Consider the following 16,325-nt stretch of genomic DNA (forward strand, 5'->3'; position numbering starts at 1 on the left):
TCCTCATTTCTCGTTACGATATTGAATTCGGTCAGGCGCGCGCGAAGCGGCGCGCGACGCTGTCCGGGATGTGAATGGCCTTGCGGCTTTCGCGGCTGAAGAGAAGTCCGAGCCCCTCCGCGGCGCAGGCCGGCTCGCCCGTCTCGCCATTGAAGAGCCAGTGGCGGTATCGAAGCGTCTTGTCCGTCGCCTCGACGAGGCCGGTTCTGACGATGATGGTTTCGCCCGCCATCAGTTCGCGGAAATAGCACAGCCGCATTTCGACGGTCGCGGTCGCAAGTCCCTTGGCCGCCTGTTCATGCCGGCCGAGCCCCGCATGCGCCCACATATGGCCCTGCGAATCCGAAAAGCGCGCCATGAAGAAGCGCGCATTCATATGGCCGTTGGTATCGCACTCCCACGGGTTCACGACGGAGCGGTTGCTCTCGATCATCTGGAGTTCATCGGCGCGGGCGAGCGAGACGTCGCGGTCGATCGCCTCGCGCGGCAGGCCGCGGGGAGTCGCATGGGCGGGAAGATCGCCCATGAGCGCCAGCGCCTTCTCGCGCGTGCCCTCGGGCCAGGGCGTGAGCCTGCGCGTCGCGAGATCGAGGCAGCCGACATCGACGACGAAAGTGGCGGCGAGCCTGTCGTCGAGGATTTCGCGCATCTCCTGATACATGAGCATCGTCTTTTCGCGCATCTCAATGACGCCGGAGCGGACGAGCACGAGATCGCTGGTGCGCAGCTCGCGGTGAAAGCGGATGTGATGCTCGAGCGCGACATAGCCGAGCCCGGTTTCGCGCTGATGCGCATGGCCGAGCCCGATCGCGGCGCGGAAATTGTAGGAGGCGTCCGATGTCTTGCCGATATAGTGCTGGATGTTCATGTGGCCCATCTCGTCGCATTCCTGCAACGAGACATAGCCGCGATAGGTGTCGATGAGCCCGCTCATCGCACTATGTCCTCGAGCGTATGAAGGTGAGGGGCGAACTGCGCGCGCTCCTCTTCCGACAGGGCGACGGCGCGGCGCTTGTCGAGGTCGAGCAGGACCGCCGTCACCTCGCTCGTTGCCACGAGAAGTCCCGTCTCTCCATTGAACATGAAATGGCAGAGGCGGATCGTCTTCGCGGCTACTTCGACGAGCGCCGATTTGACGATCACTATGTCGCCGGAGACGACCTCGCGCACATAGTTGAGCCGCTGTTCGAGCACGACGCTGCCGCGCCGTTCGCGCATCAGGCGCTGCCTGTCCATGCCGATCCCCTGCCAGAGATGGCCGGACCCGTCCGAATAGCGCGAGATATAGAACTGCGTCGCCATATGGCCGAAATCGTCGCAATGATGGCGCGCCACCGGCCCGCGATAGATTTCGATGAGGTCCTTCGTATCCGCCTGCGCGAGCGTGATGTCGGGTAGCCGCGTCTCGCGCCGGACGCTGCGCGCCTCAGCATGTTCCGGCAGCGGGCCGATGAGCGCGCGGCCTCGGGCAAGCGCCTCCTCCGGCCAGGGCGCGAGCTTGCGTGTCTTCATGTCGAAATGCGCGCTGACGGCTACCATGGTCGCCGCCGTCTCATCGGTCGCCGCGTTGAGAAGCTCGTGATAGACGACGAGCGTGCGCGGCCGCATGTCGATGAGCCGCGAGCGCATGCGCACCATGTCGCCAGCATAAAGCTCGCGGTGAAAGCGATAATGCTCCTCGATCGCGATCATGGTGCGGCCCGTTTCGCGGATTGTGCTCGGCGTGAGACCGAGTTCATGCCGCAGAAAGAACGCGCCGTCCGATGCGCGGGCGACATAGAACTGCACGTTCATGTGCCCATTGTCGTCGCACTCCCAGGTATTGACCGCGCCCCGGAAGCTGTCGAAATAACCGTTGACGAGAGACATGTCGCGGATCAGCCCGTCACACGAGCGAGGAAGGCGTCGGCGCGCGCATTCGCGGCTCTGGCGATCTCTCCCGGAAAGGCGACGAAGCCATGCGCGCCGCCCGGATAGACGGCAAGCTCCGCTTCCCTTCCTGCCGCCACCCAGCGCGAATACATGAAGAGCGTGTCGTCGAGAAGCGCGTCGCGCGTGCCGATGGTGAAGAGGGCGGGCGGCATGTCCCTGAGATCCGCATAAAGCGGCGATATGTCGGGATCGCGCCGGTCGAGCCCGCCGGGCAGGAAGGCATCGCCGAATTTCGCGATATCGACGGTCCTGAGAATGAGCCGTTCGTCGCCGAACTGTTTCTGGCTCGGCGTCATCGAAAGATCGAAGGCGCCGAAGACGAGATTGGCGCCACTGAAGCCCGTGAAGCCGTGCCGGTCGCGCATTCTGAGCAGCGTCACGGCAGAGAGATGCCCGCCGGCGGATTCACCGCCAATGGTGAGCCTGTCCGTGCCGAATTCCGCCTTCGCGTTCCGCGCGAGCCAGAGCGCCGCCGCCTCGCAATCGTCCGGTCCGGCGGGATAGGGGTTCTCCGGCGCGAGCCTGTATTCGACGCTGACGCAGGCAAGCCCGGCATTGGCCGCGATGCGCTCCAGCATCGGGTCCTGCTGGTCGGCGGCGCCGAGCACCCAGCCGCCGCCATGAATATGGAGATAGACGCCCTTGGGATTTTCCGGCGCGATGATGCGCAGCGGCACCTTGTGGCCGTTCTTTCCCTCGATATGCAGCGTGCGGGCACGCTCCGATTTCGGCGCGAGCGGAAAGGCCCCTTCGCCGCGGGCGCGGGCATCGCGCACCTTCTGCGCGCCCACATCCCACCATTCCTCCATCCCGGCCATGGCCTTGATGATGGCGTCATTGATGGCCCGCGTTTCGGCGGTAATCGCCTCGGGGCGGAAGAGAGCCGGATCGAACGGAGTGTTGCCTGACATGAATTGCCTCCCATTTTCTTTTCAGGGAGTAGACCGGATTCTGCGCTTGTCGTCTAATATGAACGTGAGGGAGGCCCCGTGCGATGGAAACAGCGCTCGTGCTCAAGGTGCCGGAAGCGGAGGAGGCGGTATCGCATTGGCGGCGCCGTCACGATCCCTCGGCGACCGAGGGCATGCCGGCACATGTGACGCTCGTTTATCCTTTCAGGGAATGGGGCCAGATCGACGCAGCTGCGGAGGAAGCGCTCGCCTATCTTTTCGCCCGCGCCCATCCCATTGACCTGCATTTTGCGGAAACCCGGCGCTTCGCGTCCATTCTGTGGCTTGCGCCCGCAAGGCCCGAGCCGGTGATCGCGCTGGTGCGGGCGATGCGGCTCGCCTTTCCCGAAAACCTGCCCTATTCGGGCGCCCATGCCGAGGTGGTGCCGCATCTGACGGTCGCCCATGCCGCGGACGGGGAGGACGCTCAGGCGGAACTCGACCGCATCGAAAGAGAATTTCTCGCCGAGGCGCGACGTCACCTGCCCATTCGCGCCCGCATCGAGGAAGTCTCGCTCTTCCGCAAGGAAAGCGGCGGCTGGCGCGAGGCTCGGCGCTTTGCGCTGGGCAATGGCTGAGGCTATCGCCCGCCGGACGCGCCCCGGATAGCCGCGTCTCAGACGGAGGCAGCGTAAGGCGGCGCGGGATCGTACTGCATGCCGATCTGGGTCGCCCTTGCGTGCCCCTCGCCATGCATCTGCCCGACGAGCCAGAGCGCCATGTCGATGCCGGCCGAGACGCCTGCCGAAGTGACGACATTGCCGTCGCGTACATAGCGCAGCCGCTCGACGACCTCGGAGGCTTCGCCGCGCTTGCGCAGCGTATCGACAAAGGCCCAATGCGTCGTCACGCGCTTGCCTCGCGCAGGGCCGGCCGCCGTCAGCAGCATCGCGCCCGTGCAGACGCTCGTCACCCATTCGCAATCGCCCGCCACGCGCGAGATCCAGTCGAGCAGCGGCTTGTTGTTCACCTCCCGCCGCGTGCCCTGTCCGCCGGGAACGAGCAGGAGATCGAGCTTCGTCACATCGGCGATGCTTGCCATCGCCTCGACGCGCATGCCCTTGGCGCAGGTCACGGTCTTTCCGGTTTCGGAGATGAGGACGACCTTGTCGGGACGCCTGTTCTCTGACCGCGCGAACATCTCGTTCGACATGGTGAAGACTTCATAAGGCCCGACAAAATCGAGTTCCTCCGCATCGTCGAAAATGAGGATGCCGATGGTGCGCTCACGGGACATTGGGGTGCTCCTCCATTGTGAAGCTCATGTTGAGCGGGCGCTTCGCCGTCTGGAAGCGTTCGCGATAGCGATGGGGCGTGACGCCGAACTGGCGCAGAAAGGCTCGGCGCATGCGCTCGGCCTGTCCGAAGCCCGTATCGAAGGCGATGGTTTCGATCGGCAGCGCGCCTTCGGTGAGTTTTCGCCGCGCCTCGTCGAGCCGTGCGCGTTCCACGAAGTGAGCGGGCGTCGTGCCGGTTTCCTCAACGAAGCGCCGCGCGAAGGTGCGCTCGCTCATATGGGCGACGCGCGCCAGCACCGGAACGGTGAGGTCGTCGCGCGGGTTTTTCACGATATGCGTGCAGACCCTGGCGATCCGCGCATCGTCCACGCCTTGCGCGGCGAGTTGGGCGGAGAATTGCGACTGGCCGCCGGGGCGCATCATGAACATGACGAGATGGCGGGCGATGTGGAGCGCGCGCTCGCGGCCGAGATCCTCCTCGACCATGGCGAGCGCAAGGTCCATTCCCGCAGTGACGCCCGCCGATGTCCATATATCGCCGTCGCGCAGATGGATCGCGTCGTCATCGACCTCGACGAGGGGGTAGCGCTTGCGCAGGGACGTGGCCCATGCCCAATGCGTCGCCGCGCGGCGCCCGTCGAGCAGCCCCGCTTCCGCGAGCAGGAAGGCGCCGGTGCAGATCGAGGCGATGCGCCTCACATGCCGCGATGCCTCGCGGATGAAACCGGTGACGGCCTCGTCGTTCAGGAGCTTTCGGCCGCCCTCGCCGCCGGAGACGATGAGCGTGTCTATATTCGCCATGTCCTTCGGGGTGAGATCGCCGAGCCCGCGCGTGGCGATGAGGTCGAGCCCGCATGTGGTGCGGAAAGGGCCTTTGTGAGGCGCGATCAGCTCGATCGAATAGGCGGGATTTTCCTCGCCATCCTCGGCTGCTGAAAAGATCTGCAAAGGTCCCGCCACGTCGAGGATCTGTGCATCCTCATAGGCAAGCATCGTCACCTGTCGGCGACCAGGGCGGGGCGTAGGGCGGCGGATGGGATCGGGCGTCTTCATGCCCAGGACACTAGGCCGCCCGCGGTCTGGCGGAAATGCCAAATGACAGGCAATTTCCGCCAGACCTTGAGAGACGGGTTAGGGCTCGCGCGCCGTTCTGAGCCCGCCAAGCGCCAGTGCGATCATCGCCGCAATGGCGCCCAGAATTCCGGCCATGAAGAGCAGGAAATCGAGCGTGTTCCAGTCGAACCCGGTAATGCCGGTTCCGCGTCCGCCGGTGAGGGCCGAAATCGTCGAGGCGACGACATTCGTCCAGCCGGCGGTGACGAGGCCCCAGAAGACGACCCTCTGCGCCGCCTGCGAGAGCGACAGAAAGCCCGCCGCCGCCGCGCTTGCGATCATCAGGAGGCCGTTCAGCACGCCCTCGAGATGTGCCATATGCCAGGCCCTGACGGCCTCGCCCGTCTCCGCAGTCGCATCCGGCGCGATCGAGGCGACCACCGCCGAGCCGTAAGGAAACCCCGCCGCGAATCCGGCCAGCAGAACGAGTGCGCCGTTGACGACCAGCAGCGCCTGCAATTCCTTTTTCATGTCATCCCCCCGAGACGGCCCGCCTCAAGCCCTGAGCGTGCACTTGCCGTTGTTGATGACGACGACGTCGCGCTCCTTCACGCGGGCGCGGAAGGAGACGATGTTGCCGTCCTTCCAGAGATCGACCGCGATCGTCTCGCCAGGGAAGACGGGCGAGGAGAAGCGCACGTCGAAGCCCGTGATGAGCGTCGGATCGTAATTGCAGATCGGCGAGCTGATGATGGCGCGGCAGGTCGTGCCATAGGTGCAGAGCCCGTGCAGGATCGGCTTCGGAAAGCCGGCGGCCTTGGCGAAATCAGGATCGGAGTGGAGCGGGTTGCGGTCGCCCGAGAGGCGATAGAGTAGCGCCTGGTCGGGCCGTGTGTCCGCCTCGACCGTCATGTCGGGCTGGCGCTCCGGCAGCTTGTGGGGTTCCGGCGCGCCTTCGCGCGGACCGCCGAAGCCGCCATCTCCGCGCGCGAAGATGGTCGATTGCAGCGTGCAGAGCTTGTCGCCGCTCTGGCGTTCACGGATCACCGACTCGGTGACGATGATGGCGCCCTTGTCCTTGCCCTTGTCCCATGCGCCGATGACGCTGCTGTCGACGCTGATCTTGGCGGCGGCGGGAAGGGGCTTGTGGAGCGTCAGCTTCTGCTCGCCATGCACGACCATCAGATAATTGATGCCGCTATTGGCCATGCCGCCTGCGCCCCAGGCGATCACCGTCGCCTGCGTCGGCACGGTCCTGAGGTTCTTCTCATAGACGAAGGGAAGCTCCTTCGCATCGAGCGGGTCGCGGCCGAAGCCGACGCCGAGCGCATAGAGCATCGTCTCCCGGTCGCCATACTGGAATTCCTGGCCGAGCGTCTTGGACGCCATCAGTTTGTCGTAGTCGATTGCCATGGGGCACCCTCCCTCAAGCGTGATTTGCTTTGTTGGGGCATAGCAAAGCCGGAATGTCCGCCTTCCGCAAGACGGCTCGCGCCGACGTCGCGGCGGCCTCAGCGTTCGCCCAGCACCTTCCAGAGGCTCGTCGCCGTCATCACGCGCTGATCCCCCACCGTGAAGTCGGCCGAGATGAAGATGATGGCGCGCGTCCTGTGATCGACGCTGGTGCGGCAGAAGATGGTGTCGCCGAGTTTCGCCTCGCCGAGCTGGCTCGCCTGCATGCTGAGCGTGACGCAAGACCGCCCGCCCGATCCGCGCCATGCCGCGCCGCCCATGAAGGCGTCGGCGAAGGTGAGCATCATGCCTTCGTGAACCGTGCCGTCCTCGCGCACATGGCGTTCGTCGGCGACGAAGGCCGCGATGCGCGAGCCATCCGCCTCTATGCGCTCGAATTGGGGGCCGACATGCGCCTCGAAAGGATCGAAAATCTCCACCGGCGCGAAGCCCTCGGGCGCCGCGACACCGCTCTTCGTCGGCAGCGGGCGGCGCACCGGCGCGCTGGCGTCGCGCGATTCTGTCATTTGCCCTCTGTTCCGGCCTGCACGGCATAGACGCCGGACGCCGTCATCAGGATGCGCGGGCCGACCCGCAGATCGCCCGAAATGAAGAGCACGCTCTTCGTCGCCCGCGTCACCTCGGCCCGGCCCTCGATGCGCTCGCCCCGTTCGCCCGCGCTCACGAAATCGCAATTGATGGAAAGCAGCCGGACATTCGCGCCCGCATCGCGCGCCTGCGCGGCCGATCGCGCGACCTCGCCCAGAACGATGGAGGCCAGCGTCATCATCATGCCGCCATGGAGCCTGTCGGCGCCGTTCAGATGCTGCTCGGCGATGTCGAAGACGAAGACCTCGCCATTGACGTCGTGCCCGCGAAAGACCGGTCCGGCAAATCCGGCAAAGCCCTTGGACTGGACGGGCGCGAAACCCGGCGGAATGCTCTTGGCCAACTGGTTCATGGGAACTCGCTCGATAGCAACTTGTGGAACAGTGATGGGCCTTATCTAGTCCCCCTCGTCAGGGGGGAAAAGAGAGAATGCGGCGCGAGGCCGCTCTTTGGCTAGAATGGCCGTATGCGACAGGCAACCACCATCCTTTCCGTACGAACGAACGGCCGCGGCTTCACCGACATCACCGCGCGGCTTCGCGGCTGGGTGGAGGAGCAGGGCATGCGCGAGGGACTTCTCACCCTGTTCATTCGTCACACATCCGCGTCCATTATTGTTCAGGAGAATGCCGATCCCGATGTGCTTTCCGACCTGATGGACGCTTTCGACCGGCTCGCCCCTCGCGGCGCAGCCTATCGCCATTCGACCGAGGGGGCGGATGACATGCCCGCCCATATCAAGGCCGCGCTCACGGCTGCGGGGACTTCTATCCCGCTGATTGACGGGCATCTTGCACTCGGCTCCTGGCAGGCGGTCTACCTCGTCGAGCATCGCGACCGGCCGCACGCCCGCGAGATCGCGCTTCACCTCCTTGGCGAATAGCGAAGGGCCTCGGCAGGTTTATTACCCATAATCTTATTTTCCGCGGGGGTGCGGGGCGGTGTCAGGGACGCAGGGGAGGCGGGGAGATTCTTCTTTCCGAACCGGCGCCTGGCCGTCTATGGTGCGGCTCAAATCGCCGGGGCGTCCGCCAGGAATGCTCCACAAAAGACCGGGCAACCGGCGCCGAAATCCAATTCCATCGGAGGATCTCCATGTCGAGAGAAGCAGTCATCGTTTCCACGGCCCGTACCGGCCTTGCCAAGTCCGGCCGCGGCGGCTTCAACATGACCCATGGCGCGGCCATGGGCGGCCACGCCATCAAGCACGCCATCGAGCGCGCGGGCATCGAGCCGGGCGATGTCGAGGACGTCACGATGGGCTGCGGCAATCCCGAAGGCGCGACCGGCATGAATATCGGCCGTCTCTCCGCCATCTGGGCCGGCTGCCCCGTCACCACCTCGGGCTCGACGCTGAACCGCTTCTGCTCCTCCGGCCTCAACTCCATCGCCATTTCGGCCGGCCGCATCGTCAATGAAGGTGTGCCGATCGCCGTCGGCGCGGGCGTCGAGTCGATCTCGCTCGTCTCCATGGGCGGCATGAACACGAAGAACATCACCGAAGAAAAGCTCATGGCGACCTATCCGGCGCTGTGGATGCCGATGATCGAGACCGCCGACATCGTCGCCAAGCGCTACAATGTCAGCCGCGAGTATCAGGACGAATATTCGCTCCGCTCGCAGCAGCGCATCGCCGCAGCCCAGGCCAGCGGCAAGTTCGACTACGAAATCGTCCCCATGCAGACCAAGATGAAGGTCGTGGACAAGGCCACGGGCGAAGAGAAGATCGTCGACTACACCGTCACGAAGGACGAGTGCAACCGTCCGGAAACGACGCTTGAGGGCCTCGCCTCGCTGAAGCCCGTGCGCGGCGAAGGCAATTTCGTCACCGCCGGCAACGCCTCGCAGCTTTCGGACGGCGCGGCCGCCGTCGTGCTCATGGAGCGCAAGGAAGCCGAGAAGCGCAACAAGGACATCCTCGGCGTCTTCCGCGGCTTCGCGGTCGCCGGCTGCGAGCCCGACGAGATGGGCATCGGCCCGGTCTTCGCCGTGCCGCGCCTCCTCGAGCGTCACGGCCTCAAGGTCGACGACATCGACCTCTGGGAGCTGAACGAAGCCTTTGCGAGCCAGTGCCTCTATTCGCGCGACCGTCTCGGCATCGACCCCGAGAAGTACAACGTCAATGGCGGCTCCATCGCCATCGGCCACCCCTTCGGCATGACCGGCGCGCGCTGCGTCGGCCACATCCTGCTCGAGGCGCGCCGCCGCAAGGAAGCGGGCCAGAAGCTGAAGTATGGCGTCGTGACGATGTGCATCGGTGGCGGTATGGGTGCGGCCGGCCTCATCGAATTCGCGTAATTCGGAACGTTTGATCGTGAAAAGGCCCGCCGGTAAAGGCGGGCCTTTTTTCTTTGCGGTTGCCCTCGCTCTCGCCGCATATTCCTCCGTCACCCCGGACCTGATCCGGGGTCCATCTATTCGGATCGACGGCAGGAAAATGGATGCCGGATCAAGTCCGGCATGACGGGAAGCGGAAAGGAAACCCATGCGCTACTTCGACGATTTCGTCGTTGGCGAACGCCACGAGATCGACGCCGTCTATGACATGACGGAGGAAGAGATCGTCTCGTTCGCGCGGAAATGGGACCCACAGCCCTTCCACATCGACAGGGAAGCCGCCGCGAAATCCGTCTACGGCACGCTCACCGCCTGCGGCACGCATATCCAGGCGGTGGTGCTCTGGCTTGCCGCGCGCCTGCCGGAGGAAACCGCCGTCATCGGCGCGCTCGGCTATGACGAGGTGCGTTTCCACAAGGCCGCGAAACTCGGCGATCGTCTCCGCCTCGTCATCGAATGCATCGAGACGAAGCCCTCATCCTCGAAGCCCGACCGCGGCGTGGTGAAGAACCGCCACACGCTCGTCAACCAGACGGGCGAAACCGTCTTCACCCAGACAACGACGCTTCTGATCGCACGGAGGAAGTGACTGTCGTCGATTCCTCTGTCTGACCTCGGATAACCGGTGAAACACGCGCTCTTTGAACCCTCTCCCCCAAGGGGGAGAGGGCAGGGTGAGGGGGAGCGCCCCTAAAGCCCCAGCACCAGCTTCGCCATGATGCCGCGCTGAATTTCGTTGGAGCCGCCATAAATGGATGCCGCGCGATTGTTGAGATAGCGCGGCATGACGGTGAGGCCGTGAACGGGCCCGATGGGCGCGATGTTCGAGCCCGGCTCGCGCGCCGCTCTCTGATCGGCGTTCGCGTAATAGGCGAGAGCCTCGACCGCGAGTTCGTCGATCGCCTGCGTCGTCTCCGTGCCGCGCGTCTTGAGCATGGAGGAGGCGGGGCCCGGGTTCTTGCCGCCCGCGAGCTCCGCCATCACACGATGCTCGGTGATCTCTATCGCCTTCACCGCGATCTCCGTCTCGTCGAGCTTGCGCCGGAAGGCGGGCTCGTCGATGAGCCTCGTGCCGTCGCCCGCGCGCTCGGCCATGGCGATGGCGCGCAGCTTTTCGAGGCCAACCGCGAGGCCCGCCGCATAGGCGCCGCCGCGCTCGAATTCGAGGAGATATTTCGCCACCGTCCAGCCTTCATGTTCGGGGCCGACGCGGTTCGCCTTGGGCACGCGCACCTCGTCGAAGAAGACCTGGTTCACCTCGTGCTCGCCCGCGAGCGTGATGATCGGCTCGACCTTGATGCCGGGCGTATTCATCTCGAGAAGGAGGAAGGTGATGCCCTCCTGCGGCTTGCCGTCCCATTTCGTCCGCACGAGGCAGAACATGCGATTGGCGAAATGGGCGTGCGTCGTCCAGATCTTCGAGCCGTTGAGCACATAGTCGTCGCCGTCCGAGACGGCGCGGAGCTGAAGCGAGGCGAGATCCGAGCCCGAGCCCGGCTCCGAATAGCCCTGGCACCAATAGTCTTCGCCCTTGAGGATGCGCGGCAGATAGAAGGCCTTTTGTTCCGGCGTGCCGTATTTCATCAGCACCGGCGCGCACATGCGAAGCCCCATGGGCGAGAGATGCGGCGTGCCCGCTCGCGCGCATTCCGATGCCCAGATGTATTTCTGCATCTCCGTCCAGCCCGTACCGCCATATTCGACCGGCCAGTTGGGCGCCACCCAGCCCTTCTCGTAGAGGATCTTCTGCCAGGCGAGATTCCACTTCTTGTCGGTGAAGACGCTGGTGGTGAGGTTTCCCGCGTCCTTCAGTTCCGGCGTCAGCTTCTCATCGAGGAAGGCGCGCACCTCGTCGCGGAAGGCGGCGTCCTCGCGCGTGAAATTGAGATCCATGGAGAGGCCCTGATCTTGAAGCGCCCCCGGTTTGGGATGCCGGGGGCGCATGGGAACGTGATGGCAAAGGGGAGCGTTCTTCAGAGCCCCAGCACGGCTTTCGCCATGATGTTGCGCTGGACCTCGTTGGAGCCGCCATAGATCGACGAGGCGCGAGTGTTGAGATATTTGGCCATCGGCATCAGCGCGTGCTCGGGCCCGACCGGCGCGACATTGGAGCCCCAGATGCGCGCCTCGACGACATGCGGCCCCGCGTAATAGGCGATGGCCTCGATCGCAAGCTCGGTGATCTTCTGATTCGTTTCCGTCCCGCGCGTCTTGATGATCGAGGAAGCGGCGCCGGGGTTTTGCCCGTTCGACAGCGCCGACATGATGCGGTGCTCGGTGAACTCGACCGCCGTCACCTCGACATCCGTCTCGTCGATCTTGCGGCGGAAGGCCGGATCGTCGATGAGGCGAGTGTCGTCGCTGGAGCGCTCGTCGGAGGCGATGCGGCGCAGCCTGTTGAGCCCGTTGCGCAGATTGGCGCCATGCGCCGAGCCGCCGCGCTCGAATTCGAGCAGGTATTTCGCCACCGTCCAGCCATTGTTCTCCGCGCCGACGAGGTTCTTCTTTGGCACGCGCACATCATCGAAGAAGACCTGATTGACCTCATGGTCGCCCGCGAGCGTGATGATCGGTTCGACCTTGATGCCGGGCGCCGACATGTCGTCGATGAGGATGAAGGAGATGCCTTCCTGCGGCTTCGCCTTGGGGTCGGTGCGCACGAGGCAGAACATCTTGTTGGCGATATGCGCGCCCGTCGTCCAGAGCTTGGTGCCGTTGATGACATAGTCGTCGCCATCGGCGACCGCGCGGGTCTGCAGCGAGGCGAGGTCGGAGCCCGAACCCGGTTCCGAATAGCCCTGGCACCACCAGTCCTCGCCCGAAAGGATGCGCGGCAGGTAGTGGTCCTTCTGGTCCTTGCGGCCATGGCCCATCAGCGTCGGGCCGACCATGGAGAGGCCCATATTGGAGGAGATGGGCGCGCCCGCCGCCGCGCATTCCGAAGCGAAGATGAAACGCTGCATCACGTTCCAGCCCGGACCGCCATATTCCTTTGGCCAGGATGGAGCCGACCAGCCGCGCTTGTGCAGCCGCTTCAGCCATTCGACCCTGAGGTCGTGATCGGCGAGGATGCCGGGCGTCAGCCGCGCATGGGCCTTGAGATCTTCGGTCAGATTTTCGTCGAGAAAGGCCCTTACCTCGTCGCGGAAGGCGACATCCTCGGCCCGCATGGCGAGATCCATCTTTTCCTCTCCTGTATTTCGTCCGGCCTCGTGTTTTTGCTCGTCTCGCCGGCTCTTTGCCCCTTACAGTATAGGCCTGAGCCAAATCCGGTCCATCGCGTTTGCCGCTCGCCGCCTGTTCATCGATGGGTGACGCACGGTCAGCCTTGGTCTGGAGCTGGAGCCCGCCCACAGAAATACGGAATCCGATTGCCGGGATGGAAGTTGCCAATCACATCATCCTGATCGTCGCGGTGCTCGTCACCTTTGCGATCTTCGCCAGCGTTCTTTCCTCGCGCATCGGCGCGCCCGTCCTGCTCGTTTTCCTCGGCCTCGGCATGCTGGCGGGCGAGGACGGGCTCGGCGGTATCCAGTTCTCGGACTTCAAGGTCGCCTATCTCATAGGCTCGGTGGCGCTGGCGCTGATCCTTTTCGATGGCGGTTCGCGCACGAGGCGCGATGCGTTCAAGCAGGCGGGCGCGCCGGCGCTGATCCTGGCGACGGCCGGGGTCGTGTTCACCGCCCTCATCACCGGCGTGGCGACGCATTACCTCCTCGGCCTCGAATGGGTGGAGGCGATGCTCCTCGGCACCATCGTCGGCTCGACCGACGCGGCCGCCGTCTTCTCGCTCCTTCATCTCAAGGGGCTGCGCCTCAAGCAGCGCGTCGCCGCGACGCTCGAGGTCGAATCCGGCATCAACGATCCGATGGCGATCTTTCTCACCCTCATCCTCGTGCAGGTGGCTGCGAGCGGCGAGAGCCTGCAACATGCGATCGCCCATCCGCTGCCGCTTCTGTGGGATTTCGCCTGGCAGCTCGTCGGCGGCATCATCTTCGGCGTTATCGGCGGCCAGATCGTGCTGCGCGCGGTCAACCGGTTGCAGCTCTCGGCCGGGCTCTATCCGATCCTTGCCTGCGCGCTGGCGCTCGTCGTCTTCGCGACCACGCAGGCCGCGGGCGCGAGCGGTTTTCTCGCGATCTATCTCGTCGGCTATCGCCTCGGCAACAATGCCCATCGCGCGACGGCGGAGATCGCCCGCTTCCTCGACGGCATGGCCTGGCTGTCCCAGATCGGCCTGTTCCTGATGATGGGGCTTCTCGTCACGCCGTCTCGGCTCTTGCCGATCCTGCTGCCCGCCCTTGCGATTTCGGCGGTGCTGATGCTGGTCGCCCGTCCGGTGGCGGTCGCGCTCTGCATCTGGCCGTTCAATTTCACGCGCAAGGAAGGCGCGTTCATTTCCTGGGTGGGCCTGCGCGGCGCCGTGCCCATCTTTCTCGCCATGATCCCGGTCATGTCCGGCCTCCACAATGCCTATGTGATTTTCGCCGTCGCCTATGTCGTGGTGCTGACGTCGCTCATTGCTCAAGGCTGGACCGTGCCCCGCATCGCGCGCATGGCGGGGCTCGAACTGCCGCCGCGCCCGAGCCCGCGCGCCCGGGTCGAACTGGGGCTTCCTGCCGGCGTCGGCCGCTCGGTCGTCGCCTATACGGTCGATCCCATGAGCATCATGGCTCTGCGCCGCCCGCGCCGGCTGCCGCTTCCTGCGGGCACGGAAATTCTCTCGGTCATGAGCGATGGGCAGGTGCGCACGCTCCAGCCAGGAGACGGCTTCAATGGCGGCGATATCGTCATGCTGCTGACGGAGCCCGATGCGCTTCCCTCGCTCGACCGCCTCTTCGGTGCGCGAAAGGCGCGGCCCAAGGCCAAGGGCATCGGCCCCGTTGACTTCACGCTCGACGCCGGGGCCAATGCAGGCGAGGTCGCCGAGATGTATGGCTTCATGGTGACGCCGCATGAGCGCGACCTCTCGCTTGCCGGCCTCATGCAGGCGCGTCTCGGCCGCGAGATCGAGGTTGGTCAGCGCATCCGGGCGGGGTCGGTCGAACTCGTCGCCATCGGCATCGATGCGGAGCGCGCGCCGAGCAAGGTCGGGCTCGATCTCGATCCGCCGCCGCCGCAAAGCGCGATGACGCTGCTCCGCCTGCGTGCGAACGAGATCAGGAATTCCGTGCGCGAGATGTTCCTGTCCTGATTTTGTCTCACCGGCCCGCTTCAGGCTATGTTTGCGCCAACGGGCAACTCTGGGAGGGTCGATATGGATCTGCATCTGAAAGGCAAGAAGGCCATCGTGACGGGCGCGACGCGGGGCATCGGCCGCGCCATCGCGGAAACGCTGGCGGCGGAAGGAGCCGATGTCGCGATCTGCGCGCGCAATCAGCTACAGGTGAACGAGGCGGTCGAATCGCTGGAGAAGAAGGGCGTTCGCGCCTTCGGCGGCACGGTCGACATCGCCGATGCCGAGGGCTTCAAGACATGGATCGCGAGCGCGGGCCAGCTTCTCGGCGGCATCGACATTCTCGTCTGCAATGCCTCCGCGCTTCAGAACGGCAATACGGAAGAGGCATGGAAAGCCTCTTTCGAGATCGACGTGCTGGGCGCCGTCCGCGCGACCGACGCGGCCATGCCCTTTCTCGAGAAGGCGGCCGAGCAGCATGGCGACGCCGCCGTCATCATCATTTCGTCGATTTCGGCCGCTGAAACGACCTATGGCAATTCCTACGGCGCGCTGAAGGCGGCGCAGATCCATCTCGCCAAGGGGCTCGCCAAGGAAAAGGCGGCCAGGCATGTCCGCGTCAACACGATTTCTCCGGGCACGGTCTATTTCAAGGGCGGCGTCTGGGACATGATCGAGCAGCACATGCCCGACACGTTCAAGGATGCGATGCGCCGCAACCCGACGGGCCGCATGGCGACGCCGCAGGACATTGCGAATGCCGCGGCCTTTCTGGCAAGTCCCGTCTCCTCCTTCACCACCGGCATCAACATGGTGGTCGATGGCGCGATGACGAGCCGCGTGAATTTCTGAGACCTACCCCACCAGTTTCATCCAGCGCCGCATCACGCGCCGCGCGAATGCCTGTTGCGGATCGAGCAGCGCGTCGATGGGGCCGATCTCTTCGGCGATTGCCTCCACCGGCACGCCCTGCTGGCGCGCACGTTCGCGGAGCCAGCCATCGAGCGTCGCGCGCGTGAGTTCCAGATGGAACTGAAAGGCATAGGTCCCGCGCCCGAGCCGGAATGACTGGTGGCGGCAGCTTTCGCGCGTCGAGAGCCATGCGGCGCCCTCGGGCAGGTCGAACGTATCCCGATGCCACTGCATGAGGCCGAGCCCGTGCTCTGCGTCGTGCAGCAGCGCGTCGCCCGCCGCCTCCGGCAGCCAGCTCTGCGGCAGAAACCCGAATTCGTCCTCGTCCATCCGGCGTACATCGGCGCCGAAGGCGCTCGCAACGAGTTGCGCGCCGAGACAGACGCCCATCACCGGCTTCGCGCCTGCATGAAAGTCGCGGATGAGCGCACGCGTCCGCTCGATGAAGGGATATCGCGCCGCTTCATAGACGCCCATCGGCCCGCCCATGATGACGAGCGCGTCATGCCCATCCATGCTCGCCGGCACCTCGTCGAGCGGCGATGAGGGATCGCCATAGCCGTAATGGATGGTCCTCACGTCGCAATCGGCGCCCTGCAGGCGTGCTTCATCGAGCAGCACGCCGGGCGGCGATGTCACATCGTTGACGAGGAAGAGAATGCGCAT

Annotated in this window: 18 protein-coding genes; 6 read left to right on the forward strand and 12 right to left on the reverse strand. The window is 65.0% G+C overall.

Going from position 1 to position 16,325, the window contains the following annotated elements:
- Window positions 1-31: 31 nt before the first annotated feature.
- Genes PKA57_RS07615 through PKA57_RS07625 form a run of 3 tightly spaced genes read right to left on the reverse strand, consistent with a single transcriptional unit; the run spans window position 32 to window position 2,843 of the window.
- Window positions 32-934 carry a thioesterase family protein gene (locus tag PKA57_RS07615; RefSeq protein ID WP_324299152.1) on the reverse strand — a complete coding sequence of 301 codons (903 nt, stop codon included), beginning with the start codon at window positions 932-934 and terminating at the stop codon, window positions 32-34.
- Window positions 931-1,869 carry a thioesterase family protein gene (locus PKA57_RS07620; protein ID WP_324299154.1) on the reverse strand — a complete coding sequence of 313 codons (939 nt, stop codon included), beginning with the start codon at window positions 1,867-1,869 and terminating at the stop codon, window positions 931-933. Before PKA57_RS07620 ends, PKA57_RS07615 begins: the two co-directional genes overlap by 4 nt.
- A gap of 8 nt (window positions 1,870-1,877) precedes the next feature.
- Window positions 1,878-2,843, reverse strand: a complete 966-nt coding sequence (locus PKA57_RS07625; RefSeq protein WP_324299156.1) for an alpha/beta hydrolase — start codon at window positions 2,841-2,843, stop codon at window positions 1,878-1,880.
- An 83-nt stretch (window positions 2,844-2,926) separates the two neighbouring features.
- Between PKA57_RS07625 and PKA57_RS07630 the strand changes: the two genes are divergently transcribed.
- Entirely contained in the window at window positions 2,927-3,460 is a 534-nt protein-coding gene (locus tag PKA57_RS07630; protein WP_324299158.1) for a 2'-5' RNA ligase family protein, read from the forward strand.
- Window positions 3,461-3,498: 38 nt separating this feature from the next.
- Here PKA57_RS07630 and PKA57_RS07635 read toward each other — a convergent pair whose 3' ends face one another.
- The 6 genes from PKA57_RS07635 to PKA57_RS07660 all read right to left on the reverse strand — a co-directional run bounded on the left by PKA57_RS07635 (window position 3,499) and on the right by PKA57_RS07660 (window position 7,586).
- A complete protein-coding gene (locus PKA57_RS07635; protein WP_324299160.1) occupies window positions 3,499-4,119 on the reverse strand; it encodes a DJ-1/PfpI family protein in 621 nt (206 codons plus the stop codon).
- Window positions 4,109-5,113 (reverse strand): GlxA family transcriptional regulator, encoded by a 1,005-nt coding sequence (locus PKA57_RS07640; protein WP_324299162.1) that lies wholly within the window; start codon window positions 5,111-5,113, stop codon window positions 4,109-4,111. The genes PKA57_RS07635 and PKA57_RS07640 overlap by 11 nt, the downstream gene beginning before the upstream one ends.
- Before the next feature lie 138 nt (window positions 5,114-5,251).
- Window positions 5,252-5,704, reverse strand: a complete 453-nt coding sequence (locus tag PKA57_RS07645; protein ID WP_324299164.1) for a hypothetical protein — start codon at window positions 5,702-5,704, stop codon at window positions 5,252-5,254.
- Between the two features lie 24 nt (window positions 5,705-5,728).
- Entirely contained in the window at window positions 5,729-6,586 is an 858-nt protein-coding gene (locus PKA57_RS07650; RefSeq protein WP_324299166.1) for a MaoC/PaaZ C-terminal domain-containing protein, read from the reverse strand.
- A gap of 98 nt (window positions 6,587-6,684) precedes the next feature.
- On the reverse strand, window positions 6,685-7,152 hold the full coding sequence (locus PKA57_RS07655) for a PaaI family thioesterase (protein ID WP_324299168.1): 468 nt from the start codon (window positions 7,150-7,152) through the stop codon (window positions 6,685-6,687).
- The gene (locus tag PKA57_RS07660; RefSeq protein ID WP_324299170.1) at window positions 7,149-7,586 is read right to left on the reverse strand and encodes a PaaI family thioesterase; all 438 of its coding nucleotides are present in this window, start codon (window positions 7,584-7,586) and stop codon (window positions 7,149-7,151) included. Before PKA57_RS07660 ends, PKA57_RS07655 begins: the two co-directional genes overlap by 4 nt.
- 114 nt (window positions 7,587-7,700) lie before the next feature.
- Here PKA57_RS07660 and PKA57_RS07665 point away from each other — a divergent pair, with 114 nt between their 5' ends.
- The 3 genes from PKA57_RS07665 to PKA57_RS07675 all read left to right on the forward strand — a co-directional run bounded on the left by PKA57_RS07665 (window position 7,701) and on the right by PKA57_RS07675 (window position 10,160).
- Window positions 7,701-8,117, forward strand: a complete 417-nt coding sequence (locus tag PKA57_RS07665) for a secondary thiamine-phosphate synthase enzyme YjbQ (RefSeq protein WP_324299172.1) — start codon at window positions 7,701-7,703, stop codon at window positions 8,115-8,117.
- A 212-nt stretch (window positions 8,118-8,329) separates the two neighbouring features.
- Window positions 8,330-9,532 (forward strand): acetyl-CoA C-acyltransferase, encoded by a 1,203-nt coding sequence (locus tag PKA57_RS07670; RefSeq protein WP_324299174.1) that lies wholly within the window; start codon window positions 8,330-8,332, stop codon window positions 9,530-9,532.
- A 187-nt stretch (window positions 9,533-9,719) separates the two neighbouring features.
- Window positions 9,720-10,160, forward strand: coding sequence for a MaoC/PaaZ C-terminal domain-containing protein (locus tag PKA57_RS07675; RefSeq protein ID WP_324299176.1), 441 nt, complete (start codon window positions 9,720-9,722; stop codon window positions 10,158-10,160).
- Window positions 10,161-10,261: 101 nt separating this feature from the next.
- Here PKA57_RS07675 and PKA57_RS07680 read toward each other — a convergent pair whose 3' ends face one another.
- The gene (locus tag PKA57_RS07680; RefSeq protein ID WP_324299178.1) at window positions 10,262-11,464 is read right to left on the reverse strand and encodes an acyl-CoA dehydrogenase family protein; all 1,203 of its coding nucleotides are present in this window, start codon (window positions 11,462-11,464) and stop codon (window positions 10,262-10,264) included.
- A gap of 80 nt (window positions 11,465-11,544) precedes the next feature.
- Window positions 11,545-12,753, reverse strand: a complete 1,209-nt coding sequence (locus PKA57_RS07685) for an acyl-CoA dehydrogenase family protein (protein WP_324299180.1) — start codon at window positions 12,751-12,753, stop codon at window positions 11,545-11,547.
- 197 nt (window positions 12,754-12,950) lie between these two features.
- Between PKA57_RS07685 and PKA57_RS07690 the strand changes: the two genes are divergently transcribed.
- Both PKA57_RS07690 and PKA57_RS07695 read left to right on the forward strand, forming a co-directional pair.
- On the forward strand, window positions 12,951-14,765 hold the full coding sequence (locus tag PKA57_RS07690) for a potassium/proton antiporter (protein ID WP_324299182.1): 1,815 nt from the start codon (window positions 12,951-12,953) through the stop codon (window positions 14,763-14,765).
- A 63-nt stretch (window positions 14,766-14,828) separates the two neighbouring features.
- On the forward strand, window positions 14,829-15,599 hold the full coding sequence (locus tag PKA57_RS07695) for an SDR family NAD(P)-dependent oxidoreductase (RefSeq protein WP_324299184.1): 771 nt from the start codon (window positions 14,829-14,831) through the stop codon (window positions 15,597-15,599).
- A gap of 3 nt (window positions 15,600-15,602) precedes the next feature.
- On the opposite strand, the gene PKA57_RS07700 is transcribed toward PKA57_RS07695, so the two are convergent.
- On the reverse strand, window positions 15,603-16,325 hold a 723-nt coding region (locus PKA57_RS07700), incomplete at its 5' end, for a type 1 glutamine amidotransferase (protein WP_324299186.1).

The sequence above is a fragment of the Parvibaculum sp. genome (assembly GCF_035325945.1).
Lineage (GTDB): Bacteria > Pseudomonadota > Alphaproteobacteria > Parvibaculales > Parvibaculaceae > Parvibaculum.